Annotated in this window: 13 protein-coding genes and 1 riboswitch; of the genes, 5 read left to right on the top strand and 8 right to left on the bottom strand. The window is 72.2% G+C overall.

What is annotated here, in order from left to right; translation table 11 throughout:
* From ONA70_RS10175 to pdhA, 5 genes are all read right to left on the bottom strand, one after another.
* The coding region (locus tag ONA70_RS10175; protein WP_265006113.1) for a L,D-transpeptidase at positions 1-1,262 on the bottom strand (1,262 nt) is incomplete at its 3' end.
* Positions 1,263-1,458: 196 nt separating this feature from the next.
* Positions 1,459-3,138, bottom strand: coding sequence for a right-handed parallel beta-helix repeat-containing protein (locus tag ONA70_RS10180; RefSeq protein ID WP_265006114.1), 1,680 nt, complete (start codon positions 3,136-3,138; stop codon positions 1,459-1,461).
* A gap of 103 nt (positions 3,139-3,241) precedes the next feature.
* Positions 3,242-4,621: a dihydrolipoamide acetyltransferase family protein gene (locus ONA70_RS10185; RefSeq protein ID WP_406601177.1), complete on the bottom strand. Its 1,380-nt coding sequence runs from the start codon at positions 4,619-4,621 to the stop codon at positions 3,242-3,244.
* On the bottom strand, positions 4,618-5,622 hold the full coding sequence (locus tag ONA70_RS10190; protein WP_265006116.1) for an alpha-ketoacid dehydrogenase subunit beta: 1,005 nt from the start codon (positions 5,620-5,622) through the stop codon (positions 4,618-4,620). The genes ONA70_RS10185 and ONA70_RS10190 overlap by 4 nt, the downstream gene beginning before the upstream one ends.
* Complete coding sequence (gene pdhA / locus ONA70_RS10195; RefSeq protein WP_265006145.1) at positions 5,622-6,827, bottom strand: pyruvate dehydrogenase (acetyl-transferring) E1 component subunit alpha; 1,206 nt, start codon at positions 6,825-6,827, stop codon at positions 5,622-5,624. The genes ONA70_RS10190 and pdhA overlap by 1 nt, the downstream gene beginning before the upstream one ends.
* A 72-nt stretch (positions 6,828-6,899) precedes the next feature.
* Here pdhA and ONA70_RS10200 point away from each other — a divergent pair, with 72 nt between their 5' ends.
* Complete coding sequence (locus ONA70_RS10200) at positions 6,900-7,406, top strand: Lrp/AsnC family transcriptional regulator (RefSeq protein ID WP_265006117.1); 507 nt, start codon at positions 6,900-6,902, stop codon at positions 7,404-7,406.
* 1 nt (position 7,407) lies between these two features.
* Here the strand turns inward: ONA70_RS10200 and ONA70_RS10205 are convergent, their stop codons facing one another.
* The 3 genes from ONA70_RS10205 to ONA70_RS10215 form a co-directional block, all read right to left on the bottom strand.
* Positions 7,408-8,382 carry a DNA polymerase domain-containing protein gene (locus ONA70_RS10205; RefSeq protein WP_265006118.1) on the bottom strand — a complete coding sequence of 325 codons (975 nt, stop codon included), beginning with the start codon at positions 8,380-8,382 and terminating at the stop codon, positions 7,408-7,410.
* Between the two features lie 44 nt (positions 8,383-8,426).
* On the bottom strand, positions 8,427-8,756 hold the full coding sequence (locus ONA70_RS10210; RefSeq protein WP_265006119.1) for a hypothetical protein: 330 nt from the start codon (positions 8,754-8,756) through the stop codon (positions 8,427-8,429).
* 149 nt (positions 8,757-8,905) lie between these two features.
* Positions 8,906-9,136 (bottom strand): hypothetical protein, encoded by a 231-nt coding sequence (locus ONA70_RS10215; protein WP_265006146.1) that lies wholly within the window; start codon positions 9,134-9,136, stop codon positions 8,906-8,908.
* Between the two features lie 143 nt (positions 9,137-9,279).
* Here ONA70_RS10215 and ONA70_RS10220 point away from each other — a divergent pair, with 143 nt between their 5' ends.
* The 4 genes from ONA70_RS10220 (at position 9,280) to ONA70_RS10235 (ending at position 13,917) form a co-directional block, all read left to right on the top strand.
* On the top strand, positions 9,280-10,011 hold the full coding sequence (locus ONA70_RS10220) for a histidine phosphatase family protein (RefSeq protein WP_265006120.1): 732 nt from the start codon (positions 9,280-9,282) through the stop codon (positions 10,009-10,011).
* Between the two features lie 175 nt (positions 10,012-10,186).
* Positions 10,187-11,707 carry a S8 family peptidase gene (locus tag ONA70_RS10225; RefSeq protein WP_265006121.1) on the top strand — a complete coding sequence of 507 codons (1,521 nt, stop codon included), beginning with the start codon at positions 10,187-10,189 and terminating at the stop codon, positions 11,705-11,707.
* Between the two features lie 119 nt (positions 11,708-11,826).
* A complete protein-coding gene (locus ONA70_RS10230) occupies positions 11,827-12,327 on the top strand; it encodes a hemerythrin domain-containing protein (protein WP_265006122.1) in 501 nt (166 codons plus the stop codon).
* A gap of 64 nt (positions 12,328-12,391) precedes the next feature.
* Positions 12,392-12,480: riboswitch (ZMP/ZTP riboswitch) on the top strand.
* A gap of 18 nt (positions 12,481-12,498) precedes the next feature.
* Positions 12,499-13,917 carry a glycine hydroxymethyltransferase gene (locus ONA70_RS10235; protein WP_265006123.1) on the top strand — a complete coding sequence of 473 codons (1,419 nt, stop codon included), beginning with the start codon at positions 12,499-12,501 and terminating at the stop codon, positions 13,915-13,917.
* The last annotated feature ends 85 nt before the right edge of the window (positions 13,918-14,002 follow it).

Below are 14,002 nucleotides of genomic sequence, written 5' to 3' on the forward strand. Positions count from 1 at the left end.
CTCGGCGACGGGGCGGGGGCGGGCGATCCGCCGGCCACCGCGCCGGGGTGCGGCACCGCGCTCTGCGTGGGCTTGAGCCCGGCCGGGACCGGCAGCGCGCTGCCCTTGGCGAACTCGTCCCAGCCGACGTTCCAGGCCGTGAAGCCGTTGCCCTGATCCAGCTTCACCTCGGTGCCCTTGACGGTGACCAGGTCACCGACCTGGGTGATGCCCATCAGCCAGTCCGCGGCGGCGGCGGAGACGTTGGCGCACCCGTGCGAGGTGTTGGTGTAGCCCTGCTCCCCCTCCGACCACGGTGCCGAGTGGATGAACTCGCCGCCCCAGGTGAGCCGCTGGGCGTCGTCCACGTCGACCACGTAGCCGCCGTTCGGGTCGCCCCGGGTGTCGAAGGTGGTCCGGTCGAACTTCTCCATGATCACCATCGTGCCGCTGGAGCTGGGCGTGCTCTCCTTGCCGAGGCTCACCGGGATCTTGCGGAGCAGCTTGCCGTCCTGGTAGACGGACATCTGCTTGGTGGCGTTGTCGATGTCGAGCGAGACCTGCCGGCCGACCTTGGAGGTCGCGCTGTGGTCGGCGTCACCGATGGCGTCCTTGCCGATCGGCAGCCCCTCCAGGGCGCTGCGCACGCTGATCTTCGTACCGGTCTTCCAGAAGTCGGGCGCCCGGTATTCGACCTGCTTGCCGTCCGACTCCCACGACCAGGTGCCCGGCTGCGGCGGGTCGGTCTTCACGAACAACCGGCGTTGCACGTCCGCCCTGGCCTCTTTGGGAATTGGCGGATCGAACGCGACGACCACCGGCATCGCCGTCCCGTACGTCTGATCGGCGGTGAAATAGAGTTCGCTCTTGATGGCCTGTTTGGTGGATTTCGCCATCGTGGTGAACGTCGTCTTCTGCGTGGTCGTCCGCCCGGAATCGCCGGTCGCGGTCACCTCCGCCGTGTACGTCCGGGAATTCTTCAGCGGCGCGTCTGGCACCCAACTCGACCCGTCCTCCCGCGGCCCGGCCGGCACCGGCTGGCCCTTGTCGTCGGTCAGCTTGACCGCGGTGATCTTCCCGCGGTCGACCTTCGCCCCAACCTCGGCGCTGACCGGCACGTCCTTCGTTCCCTGCGCCGGGGTCAGGGTCACCGACGGCGCGGACGCCTGCTTGCCGTGGCCGCCCTTCACGGCCTCTCTCTGGCCGGCGGTGCACCCGCCGATCACCAACGGTGTGGCCGCGATGGTTACCGCCAACAGCGTCAATCGCCGCCTCACATCCATATTCCACACCCCATTTCCACTCCCCCTTGACTCACATTCTGTCGACGCCAGGCGACGCCGAGGCCTATTCGGAGAAATTGCTCGGGGCACCGAGTTCGTTTTCGATTCGGACGTACGGAAGTGGGAATCGCCGACACGGAAAGGGGTCTGCGTCACGTGGTGCGGCCGCTGCGCCGGACCGGACGGGACGACCGGTTCAGCCCGGGTCGTCGGTGCCGTGGTTGCGTTCCCAGCGACCGCCGGTCGGCGACCTGTCCAACCGGATGGGTCCCTCCGCGTTGCCGGCGAGGTCGTTGTCCTCGATCCGGCAGTCCACGCAGCTGCCCCGTCCGGTGATCCAGAGCCCGTGGGTCTGCGCCTGCGGGTGCCGCCTGTCCCAGATCCGGTTGCCCCGGATGCTGGCCGAGTCGAGGGCCGCGTTCACCGTGATGCCGGCCCGGGTCGGCGGCGCCGCCGGCAGCTCGTACGAGGTGCCGGGCACGGGAGTGTCCGCGCTCCAGCCGGTGTGGGCGTCCGGCCGGATCGGGGCGAGGCTCAGCGTGGCGGAGTCGTTCGCCGCCACCACGGCGATCCGGTCGCCGACCCGGACCACCTTGCCCCGGTGCTCGTCGGGCTGCCAGGTCGCCCGGCGGTCGACCACCTGCTTCTCGCTGTACCGCACCGAGTCGCCGCCGCCGCGCTCGGCGGGGCCGCACTGCCGGCCGTTGCCCCGGATCCGGTTGTTCACGATGATCGCGTCGTCGATCGGTCGGTCGATCCGGATGGCGTCGAGGCTGTTGTCGTAGAAGTCGTTGCTCTCCAGCACGATCTCCCGCGCGTGCGCCTGCTCCTCGCCGCCCAGGCTGCGCTGGTGGTAGCCGTACCGACCGTTGCCGCTGATCCGGTTGCCCCGGATGGTGTACGGCCCGGGGGTGTTGCCGATGCTGATCCCGTCCCGCATGTTCCCGTCGATCACGCAGTCGGTCACGATGCCGCCCCGCCCGGCTGAGTGGGTGGTGCCCTTGGCCGAGACGTGGAAGCCCGCCTCCAGGTTGCCGGTCATCGTGCAGGCGGAGACGATCGCCCCGTTGGCACCCCAGTCGGAGATGCCGAACCGGTTGCCCTGGGCGTGGCAACCGATGATCCGGATGCCCCGCGGCCGCAGCTCACCGGCCTGCTGCAGCTCGAGGAAGATGCCGTTGGTGGCGTTGCCGACCGCCGAGCAGTTGACGATGTTCAGCCGCTCGACGCTGCCCCACCCGCCGATGCCGATCCCGATCCCGGCGCCGCCCATCTCGGTGCCGTTGTCCAGCCGGCCGCAGCCCACCACCAGCACCCCGTCGATCAGGCTGTCCTGCAGGAAGTCGCAGCCCAGGCCGCTCGCCGCGGTGTGGTGGATGTACAGGTTGCGGAACACGCCCCGGACCACGTACTGCAGGGCCAGCCCCTTGGCGAGCGGGTTGTACTCGGCCGAGGCCACCCCGGAGCCGTCGATCTCGAAGTCGGCGAAGGTGCAGTACGCCAGGTGCCGTTCCCGGTCCGCCCCGTGCAGCGCGGCGGTGTGAAAGGCCAGCGGGGTCGGGTCGGCCCGGTTGCCGGAGTTGCTCAGCACGAAGCGGGTCGCCCCGGGACCGGCCCCGACCAGCGAGACGCCGGCGCGCCACACCGTGCCGGCGTCCCGGATCGAGTAGACGCCGGGCGGGCAGTAGATCACCCGGGCCCGCCCGTCGGCGGCGTACGCGTCCCCCAGCCGGTCCACCAGCGCGGCGAACGCTGGCTGGTCGTTGGTCGTGCCGTCCCCGGTCAGGCCGTGCTCGTGGGCGTTGCAGAGCAGCGGCGCGCCGGCGACCGGGTAGGGACGCACTCCGGCGACGGAGGGCATGCTCGGGTACGCCATCCGTCTCCTCCCCCTCGACGACCCGGCCCGCTTTCCCGGTCCCGAGCAGGAGAAACGACGCGGCCCCGGCCCCCTGGCGGGGGCCGGGGCCAGGCGGGAGGGCTCAGACGTTCGCCACCAGCAGGGCGGGCTGCTCGACGCAGTCCGCCACGTGCCGCAGGAACCCGCCGGCCACCCCGCCGTCGCAGACCCGGTGGTCGAAGGTCAGGCTGAGCTGGGTGACCTTGCGGACCGCCAACTGCCCGTCGACCACCCAGGGCTTGTCCACGATCCGACCGACGCCGAGCAGCGCGGCCTCCGGGTGGTTGATGATCGGGGTGGAGCCGTCCACGCCGAACACCCCGTAGTTGTTCAGCGTGAAGGTGCCGCCGGTCAACCGGGCCGGGGGCAGGGTGCCGGCCCGGGCGGCGGCGGTGGTCTCCGCCAGGGCGGCGGCCAGCTCGCGGGTGGTCAGCCGCTGGGCGTCGCGCAGCACCGGGACGACCAGGCCCCGGTCGGTCTGCGCGGCGATGCCCAGGTGCACCCCGGCCGACTGGACGATCCGCTGCCCCTCGGTGTCCACGTGTGCGTTCAGCTGCGGATACCTCCGCAGGCCGCTGAGGCAGATCCGGGCCAGCAGGGCCAGGATGCTGACCGGCGCGTCCGGGGTGGCGGCGTTGATCGCGGCCCGGGTCGCCAGCAGCCCGGTGGCGTCCACGTCCACCCAGATGGTCACCTCGGGGATCTCCCGCCGGCTGCGGGAGAGCTTGTCGGCGATCGCCTTGCGGATGCCGGTGAGCGGGATGACCACGTCACCGTCGGGGGCAAGCCCGACGTGCGCGTCGGGCACGGCGGCGAGTCGGGCCGCCGGGGCGTCCAGGGCCGCCTCCACGTCGGCGCGGCGGATCACCCCGCCGGGCCCGGTGCCGCGCAGCGACGCCAGGTCGACACCGCGCTCCTTCGCGAGCCGCCGCACGATCGGCGAGATGACCAGGGGGGCCGGCGCGCCCTGGGCGGGCGACCCGGTGCCGCCGGTGGCCTCCGTCGGGGCGGGCGCCGCCGGGACGGCCGCGGCGTCCGCCCCGGCCGGGACCGCCTGCGCCGGAGTACCGGGGTCCGGGGCTAGCGCCAGGCGGGGGCGCCGCCGGCGGCGGCCGGCACCGCCGTGGCCGGTGCCGTATCCGATGAGGACGTTGCCGGAGCCGGCGCGCTCCTCCTCCCGGTAGGTGGCGTGCGGGTCGTCCCCGCCGTCGAGCGGGGCGATGGTGATCAGCGGCTGGCCCACCGGGCGGACCTCACCCGCCGCGCCGTGCAGGGCGACGACCCGTCCGGCGTACGGGCAGGGCACGTCGACCACGGCCTTGGCGGTCTCCACCTCGACCACGGTCTGGTCGACGCTGACCACGTCGCCGACGGCGACCCGCCACTCGACGATCTCCGCCTCGCTCAGCCCCTCGCCCAGGTCCGGCAGGAGGAAGTCCCGGGTTCCGGTCGCGGTGGTCATGCCGCCACCCACTTTGTGTCCGGCTGGTCGTCCCACTGCAGCCGGGCGACGGTGTCCAGCACCCGGTCCACCGAGGGCAGGTGGGTGTGCTCCAGCATCGGCGCCGGGTACGGGATGTCCAGGCCGGACACCCGCAGCACCGGGGCGTGCAGGGCGTGGAAGCAGCGCTCCTGCACCCGGGCGGCGATCTCCGCGCCGACTCCGGCGAAGCCCTGCGCCTCCTGGATCACCACGCACCGGCCGGTCCGGCGCACCGAGGCGGTGACCGTGGCGTCGTCGAACGGCACGATGGTGCGCACGTCGACGACCTCCAGGTCCCAGCCCTCCTCGCGGGCGGCCTCGGCCGCCTCGAGCGCGACCGGCACGGCCGGGCCGTACGCGACGAGGGTGGCGTCGGTGCCGGCGCGGCGGACGACGGCCTTGCCGAACGGCGCGGTACGGGCCGGCAGCTCCGCCTCGGCGCTGGAGAAGTAGAGCTTCTTCGGCTCCATGAACACGACCGGGTCCGGGTCGTCGATCGCCTCGCGCAGCAGCGAGTACGCGTCCTCGACGGTGGCCGGGGTGACCACCTTCAGGCCGGGGGTGTGCGCGTAGTACGCCTCGGACGAGTCGCAGTGGTGCTCCACGCCGCCGATGCCGCCGGCGTACGGGACGCGGATGACGATCGGCACGCTGAGCGCGCCCCGGGTGCGGTTGCGCAGCTTCGCCACGTGCGAGGCGATCTGCTCGAACGCCGGGTACGCGAACGCGTCGAACTGCATCTCGACCACCGGCCGCAGGCCGGACATGGCCAGGCCGACGGCGAATCCGACGATGCCGGCCTCGGCGAGCGGGGTGTCGAAGCAGCGCTTGTCGCCGAACCGGGCCTGGAGCCCGTCGGTGATCCGGAAGACGCCGCCGAGCTGGCCGACGTCCTCGCCGAAGACGACCACCCGCTCGTCGTCGAGCAGCGCGTCGGCGAGCGCGGCGTTGAGCGCCTTCGCCATGGTCATGGTGGCCATCAGGCGTCCCCCTGCTCGTCCCGGGCGGCGGCCAGCTCGGCGCGGACCTGCTCGCGCTGCTCGACCAGCTGCGGGGTCGGCTCCGCGTACACGTGCTCGAACAGGCTGAGCGGGTCGACCGCCGGCTGGGCGTTCATCCGGTCGCGCAGCGCGGCGGCGTACGCCTCGGCCTCCTCGGCGATCGCCGCGACCGCGGCGTCGTCCAGCGCCTCCCGGCTGCGCAGGTACGCCTCCAGCCGGGCGATCGGGTCGCGGTCCCGCCACGCCTCGACCTCCTCGGCGTCCCGGTAGCGGGTGGCGTCGTCGGCGTTGGTGTGCGGCTCCATCCGGTAGGTGTGCGCCTCGACCAGGAACGGGCCCTTGCCGGACCGGGCGTGCTCGACCGCGCGGGTGAGCACCGCGAGGACGGCCACCGGGTCGTTGCCGTCGACCTGCTCGCTGGGCACGCCGTAGCCGACGCCCTTGTACGCCAGGCTCGGCGCGGCGGTCTGCCGGGACAGCGGGACGCTGATCGCGTACTTGTTGTTCTGCACGAAGTAGACCACCGGAGCCTTGAAGACGGCGGCGAAGTTGACCCCCTCGTGGAAGTCGCCCTCGCTGGTGGCACCGTCCCCGATGAAGGCCAGCGCCACGGTGTCCCGCCCCTGGTACGACTCGCCGTACGCCAGGCCGGCAGCGTGCACGCACTGGGTGGCCAGCGGGGTGCACTGCGGCGCAGTGTGCGTGGCGGCCGGGTCGTAACCGCAGTGCCAGTCGCCGCGCAGCAGGGTGAGCACCTCGACCGGGTCGATGCCCCGGGAGGTCAGCGCCATCGACTCGCGGTAGGTCGGGAAGACCCAGTCGGTGTCCCGCAGGGCGAGGACCCCGCCGACCTGGCACGCCTCCTGCCCGCGCGAGGACGGGTAGACGGCCAGGCGGCCCTGCTTGGTCAGCGCGGTGGCCTGCACGTCGAAGCGGCGGCCGACGGCCATCCGGCGGTACATCTCCCGCAACGCGTCGACCGGCGGCTCCGGGTAGTCGTCCCGGGCCGGCAGCGGGGTGCCGTCCGGGTTCAGCAGTCGGACCGGCTCGGTGGTCGGCAGCAGGCCGGCCGACGGATCGGGGGCGGCCGGGGTGGCCGGCCGGCGGGTGCGGGGGGATGCCCTGCGGACCGCCTGGGGTGTGGTCGTCACGGCGGGGACCTCCTGGACGTGTGGTGGCCCTATGCTCCTGCTGTCGGATGATTGACTCAACATCGCGGATGAACGCGGGACGAATGGCATTGGAATGAGGGCTTCATGAGCCAGGAGACCGGCACCACACCGGGCACGGCGGGCGGAACGGGACGTTCGGCCGGGCCGCTCGACGAGGTGGACCGGCGGATCCTGCACGAACTGGTCCGCGACGGTCGGCTGTCCATCCGTACGCTGGCCGAACGGGTGCACGTCTCACGCACCAACGCGTACGCCCGGCTGGAGCGGCTGGTCCGCGACGGGGTGGTCACCGGGTTCCAGGCGCGGGTCGCCCCGGAGCCCGCCGGGCTGGGCACGTCGGCGTACATCGCGCTGACCATCGAGCAGAACACCTGGCGCGAGGTGTCGGCCGAGCTGGCCCAGGTCCGCTACATCGAGCACGCGGCGCTGCTCAGCGGCGAGCACGACGTGCTGGCCCTGGTCCGCGCGCCGGACAACGCCACCCTGCGGGACGTGGTGCTCGACCGGGTGCAGAGCATCGCCGGGGTGCTGTCGACGCGCACCTGGCTGGTCTTCGGGGAGTTCGACGGGACACAGACCCCCTGGCCGTGAGTCACCGCTCCGGCGGGGACTCCAGCCCTTCCCGATCGGCCAGTTCCAGCAGCGGTTCGAGGGAGAAGCGCCGCTCGTCCAGGCCGGCGTGCGGGTCGCCCCGCTCGGCGAACCGGGGCGGCAGGCTGACCACGTCGAAGTCCTCCGGCCGCGCGTCGTCCAGCTCCGACCAGTCCAGCGGCGCGGAGACCAGGGCCTGCGGGGTGGGCCGGATCGAGTACGCCGAGGTCATGGTGTGGTCGCGGGCCATCTGGTTGTAGTCGACGAAGACCGGCCGGTCCCGCTGCTCCCGCCACCAGGTGGTGGTGACCAGGTCGGGCAGCCGGCGCTGCATCTCCCGGCCGAGGGCCAGCACCGCCCGGCGGCAGTCGCCGAAGCTCCACCGGGGCTCGATGGACAGGTAGACGTGGATGCCCCGGCCGCCGGTCGTCTTCGGGTAACCGACCAGGCCCAGCTCGTCGAGGAACGCCCGTACCTCGTGGGCGACCGGCACCACCTGGGCGAAGTCCACCCCGGGCATCGGGTCGAGGTCGATCCGGAGCTGGTCGGGGTGTTCCACGTCGGCCTTCGACACCGGCCACGGGTGGAAGCGCAGGGTGCCCAGGTTGGCCGCCCAGGCCACCACGGCCAGTTCGGTCGGCGCGACCTCGTCGGCGGTGCGGCCACTGGGAAAGGTGATGTGCGCGGTGTGCACCCAGTCGGGCGCGCCCGCCGGCAGCCGCTTCTGGTAGAACGCGTCACCCTTGTTGCTCTGCCGGGTGGCGATCTTCGCGCCCTCGAACACCCCGCGCGGCCAGCGCTCCAGCATGGTCGGCCGGTCACGCAGGGCGCGCAGGATGCCGTCGCCGACGGCGAGGAAGTAGCTGACCACGTCCAGCTTGGTCAGCCCGCGTTCCGGGAAGTACGGCTTGTCGGGGCTGGAGACGCGGACCAGCCGCTCCCCCACCAGGATCTCCTCGGCCGCCGCGGTCGCCACGCCTCACACCGTACGACGCGGCGGCGCACCACGCGGGAATGTCGTCAGGTGATGAGCAGGACGCCGACGGCGATCAGCGGCACGGAGACGAAGAGGAAGATGCCGATCCCGGTGAGCACCCGTCCGCCGCCCCCGTCCTCCCGCTCCGGCGCGAGACCGAAGGCGGACCGCGCCGGCAGCATGCCGATCCGGCTCAACGTCAGGTCACCGGTCATCCCGAGCAGCGCACCGACCAGCATGAACGCCACGCCGAGCCGGTGGGTGAACTCGCCGCCGCTGACCCCGACCCAGACGCCGACCGCGACACCGATCACCACCACCGCGATCACGAAGAGCACCAGGGCTTCCCGTAGCCCCTTGATGACCGTCGACATGCGCCGTCCTCCCCCGCGGACCGGGCCCGCCCCGGTACGCCGGACGACATTCTGCCCGGTCGATGCCACGGTGCACAGTCCCGTTCCGGTCGGCAGGAGGACACGCCACGGCCGGACGGGCACGTGCCCGCCCGGCCGTCGGGTACGGCTCAGCCGTTCTCCTTCTGGAGCCGGCTCATGAGCATCTTCTTGCCCTGGTCGCCGGCCTTGCGATTGTTCTCCTGGATCTTCCGGAACCAGGTCGCCAGCTCGGTGTCGCCCCGATCCTCCGCATCGGCGATGTACGTCTCCATCTGCCAGATGTGCTGCAGTGACATCTGCACCGCGTGGATCAGGTCGTAGTTCTTGTCCTTCACCGGGCTCATCGGCTCTCGAACCATGGTCGCCACGGCACACCTCCCCGTGTGTCGGCTTTCGGAGCACCGCGCTTACCCGTCCCGGCGCGGTTCACGCCTCGTCCCGCCGGCCCGGCGGCCACTACCGGCACGGTTACCCGCAGCGGGCCCCGGGTACCGGAGGCCGCATGGCGGAACTCGCAGCCCTCTGGATCGTCCGGCATGGCGAGAGCACGGCGAACGTCGCGGCGACCGCCGCCGAGGCGTCCGGCGCCGAACTGATCGACCTCACCCACCGGGACGCCGACGTGCCGCTGTCGGCCACCGGCGAGGAGCAGGCCCGGGCGACCGGCCGTTGGCTGGCCGGACTGCCGGCGGGCCACCGCCCGGAGGTCGCGGTGGTGTCGCCGTACCTGCGTGCGGTGCGGACCGCCGAGCTTGCCCTCGCCGGCACCGGTGTACCGGTCAGCCGGGACGAGCGGCTGCGCGATCGCGACCTGGGCATCCTCGACGGGCTCACCCCGCACGGGGTGCGTTCCCGCTACCCGGCCGAGGCGGAACGCCGGGCCCGGCTGGGCAATTTCTACTACCGGCCGCCCGGCGGCGAGTCCTGGACCGACGTCGCGCTGCGGCTGCGCGCCCTCCTCGGCGACCTGCGCCGCGACCACGCCGGCCAGCGGGTGCTGCTCTTCGGCCACGACGCGCTGGTCTTCCTGCTCCGCTACCTCGTGGAGGGGATGACCGAGAAGGAACTGCTGGCGTTGACCCGCCAGCAGGTGATCGCCAACTGCTCGGTCACCGGCTGGTCGACCCACCGGGCCGGCCGGTTGACGCCGGAAGTGTTCAACGACGTCGCCCACCTGCGCCGGCAGGGCGCGCGCCCGACCCGGGAGGACGAGGTCCATGCCGAGCCGGTCTGAGGCCCCGTGCCCGTTGGCCACCGTCTGACGGTTGTTGTTCGTCCGTTCGGGTGTGTGTAACACCACACCAAATCCCTACGCTGATCCCTCGAAAGCGAGCGACCTGCTCGTTTTCCGCCGGCCCGCTTCCCGCCAGGGAGTGGGGCTCGGCCGGATCGGCCCCCTGGGAGTCTGTGTGAAGAACCTCCGTCGCAAGACACTGGCCGCCGCGTCCGCCATGACGCTCGCCGTCGGCCTCGCCCTCACCGGCGGGCTGGCTCCGGCGGCGGCCGCCGGACCGGAGACCTCGTATCTGGTCCTCGCCCCGCAGGGCGCCAACACCAACCAGGCCGCCGCCCGCGTGGCGTCCGCCAACGGCACCGTCGTGGCCACCTACGACCAGATCGGCGTGCTCGTCGTCCGCTCGACCAACCCGAACTTCGCCACCCAGGTGGCGGGCGCGGGCGTCGAGTCGGTGGCGTCCACCGCCGGCCTGGGCACCGCCCTCGATGACAGCGAGACCGTCGAGGCGTCCGCGGCCGACGTCGCCAGCGCCACCGGCGACCCGACCAAGGAGCCGCGCTACGGCGAGCAGTGGGACATGAACATGATCCACGTCCCGCAGGCCCACGCGATCACCACCGGCAGCCCGAACGTCGTCGTCGGCGTGCTGGACAGCGGTATCTCCAGCACCCACCCGGACCTGGCGACCCAGATCGCCAAGGACAAGAGCACGTCCTGCCTGGGCGGTGTCGTCGACACCACCGAGGCGGCGTGGAACCCGACCAGCAGCGACCACGGCACCCACGTGGCCGGCACCATCGCCGCCGCCGTCAACGGCGTCGGCGTGACCGGCATCGCGCCGGGCGTCAAGGTCGCCGCCGTCAAGGTGGTCAACAACGACGGCTTCATCTACCCGGAGGCCGCGGTCTGCGGGTTCGTCTGGGCCGCCGACCACGGGATGCAGCTGACCAACAACAGCTACTTCATCGACCCGTGGGAGTTGAACTGCCGCAACGACGCACGCCAGCGCCCGGTATGGCAGGCCGTGCAGCGGGCCATCCGTTACTCGCAGAGCAAGGGCGTGCTCAACATCGCGTCCGCGGGTAACTCGAACTACGACCTGGCCCACAAGAACACCGACTACGACAGCCCGAACAACCTGCCGGCGCCGCAGGAGCCCACGCCTCGCGAGGACCTCAACAGCGCCTGCCTCGACCTGCCGGCCGAGGCGCCGGGCGTGGTCACCGTCGCGGCGGTCGGCCCGACCGGGCAGAAGAGCTACTACTCGTCGTACGGTCTGGGCGTGGTCGACGTGACGGCCCCGGGTGGTGACACCCGGTTCCGCACCCAGGGTGCGCGGTCGACGCTCGCCGACGGCATCCTGTCGACGACCTTCAACACCGCCACCCGGACCAACGGGTGGGGCTACAAGCAGGGCACGTCGATGTCCGGCCCGCACGTCACGGGTGTTGCGGCGCTGGCGCTGTCGGCACACCCCGGGATGACCCCGAGTGCGCTGTCGTCGTTCCTGGAGCGTACGGCGGTGGCGCAGCCCTGCCCGGCGGGCGTTTACGACCCGGTGCCGAACTGGCCGGTGCCGGTTCCGCCGGCCACGCTGCCCCACAACATCGGCCCGTCGTACTGCTCGGGCGGGACGGCGCGTAACGCGTTCTACGGCGCCGGCATGGTCGACGCGTTCAACGTGGTGAAGTGAAGTAGCGGTAGCACCATCTATCGCGGGGCCCGGCGACGTGTCGCCGGGCCCCGTCCGTTTTTCCAGCTCAGGCCGGGGGTAGTGGATCACCGACAAAGCCGACCTACAAGGAGGTGCCGGTGTCCACCGACGCGATCGTCCTGCTCAAAGAGGACCACAAACAGATGCGCCGCCTGTTCCGCGAGTTCGAGAAGGCGGCGGACGGCCCCGCCGCCCGGCGGCAGGAGCTGGTGACCCGGATCATCGAGGCACTCACCGTGCACACCTACCTCGAGAACGAGGTGATGTACCCGCAGGTCCGCGAGCTCCTGCCCGACCTGGCGGACGACATCCTCGAGTCGTACGAGGAGCACCACGTCGCCGACCTGCTCTGCGCCGAGCTCGCCGACCTGGACGCCGCCGACGAGCGGTTCGTCGCCAAGACCACGGTGCTCATCGAGAACGTCGAGCATCACGTCGAGGAGGAGGAGCAGGAATGGTTCCCGAAGGTCCGCGAGGCGCTCGGCCGTAACCAGCTCCAGGAGATCGGCGAGCGGATGATCGCGATGCGCCCGGACGCGCCCCGCAGCCCCAAGGACCCGAAGGCGCGCCGGAGCGCCCGCGACGCCGCCACCGCCTGAGGCGGCCGGTACCCGACCTGGGGCCCGGCCTCTCCGGTCGGGCCCCGGCGTACCCGGTAGGATCGGCGCGGGCCGTGACTGGCGCGTGGGATGGAGCACCATCGGGGAGCGGTCCCGTCACGAGGACGCACGCCGAGCGCCTGGGCCTTCCGCACGTCACCAGGAGGTCGCATGTCGCTGAACGCCGAATCCACCGCCTTCCGCAGCGCGCTCGAGGTGATCCGCGCCGTCGAACCGCGGGTGGCCGACGCCATCGGGGCGGAGCTGGCCGACCAGCGCGAGTCGCTCAAGCTCATCGCCAGCGAGAACTACGCCTCCCCCGCGACCCTGCTGGCCATGGGCAACTGGTTCAGCGACAAGTACGCCGAGGGCACCGTCGGCCGCCGCTTCTACGCCGGCTGTCAGAACGTGGACACCGTCGAGGCGCTCGCCGCCGAGCACGCCCGGGAGCTGTTCGGCGCGGCCCACGCGTACGTGCAGCCGCACTCCGGCATCGACGCCAACCTGGTCGCCTTCTGGGCGATCCTGGCCGACCGGGTGGAGTCCCCGGCCCTGAAGAAGGCCCAGGTACGCCAGGTCAACGAGCTCACCGAGGCGGACTGGTTCGCGCTGCGCCGGGAGCTGGGCAACCAGCGGATGCTGGGCATGTCGCTGGACGCCGGCGGTCACCTGACCCACGGCTTCCGCCCGAACATCTCCGGCAAGATGTTCGACCAGCGCAGCTACGGCACCGACCCGGCCACCGGCCTGATCGACTACGACAAGGTCGCCGAGGCGGCCCGCGAGTTCAAGCCCCTGATCCTGGTCGCCGGCTACTCGGCGTACCCCCGGAAGGTCAACTTCCGGATCATGCGGGAGATCGCCGACTCGGTCGGCGCCACCTTCATGGTCGACATGGCGCACTTCGCCGGTTTGGTCGCGGGCAAGGTCTTCACCGGCGACTTCGACCCGGTGCCGCACGCGCACATCGTCACCACCACCACCCACAAGTCGCTGCGCGGCCCGCGCGGCGGCCTGGTGCTCTGCGGCCCGGAGCTGGCCGACCAGGTCGACCGGGGCTGCCCGATGGTGCTCGGCGGCCCGCTGCCGCACGTGATGGCCGCCAAGGCGGTGGCCCTCGCCGAGGCCCGCCGCCCCGACTTCGCCGACTACGCCTCTCGCATCGTCGCCAACGCCCAGGCACTCGCCGAGGGGTTGCTGCGGCGGGGCGCGAAGCTGGTCACCGGCGGCACCGACAACCACCTGGTGCTGATCGACGTCTCCGGGTACGGCCTCACCGGCCGGCAGGCCGAGCGGGCGCTGCTCGACTCGGGCATCGTGACCAACCGCAACGCGGTGCCGCAGGACCCGAACGGCGCCTGGTACACCTCGGGCATCCGGATCGGCACCCCGGCGCTGACCACCCGGGGCCTCGGCACCGCCGAGATGGACAGCACCGCCGAGCTGATCCACACCGTGCTCAGCCAGACCACCCCCGGCGAGTCCAAGGCCAAGTACGTGCTCGACCCGGCCCTGGCCGACAAGGTGAACAAGCAGGCCAGCGAGCTGCTGGCCGGCTTCCCCCTCTACCCCGGCGTCGACCTCGGCTGACGGTCGGGCCGGCCGGCTCCCGGCCCGGGCCTGATCGACACGGAATGCGGTGGTCGGGGCTGTCCGGCGCAACGGATGCCCCGGC

Source organism: Micromonospora yasonensis, assembly GCF_026013475.1.
GTDB lineage: Bacteria > Actinomycetota > Actinomycetes > Mycobacteriales > Micromonosporaceae > Micromonospora > Micromonospora yasonensis.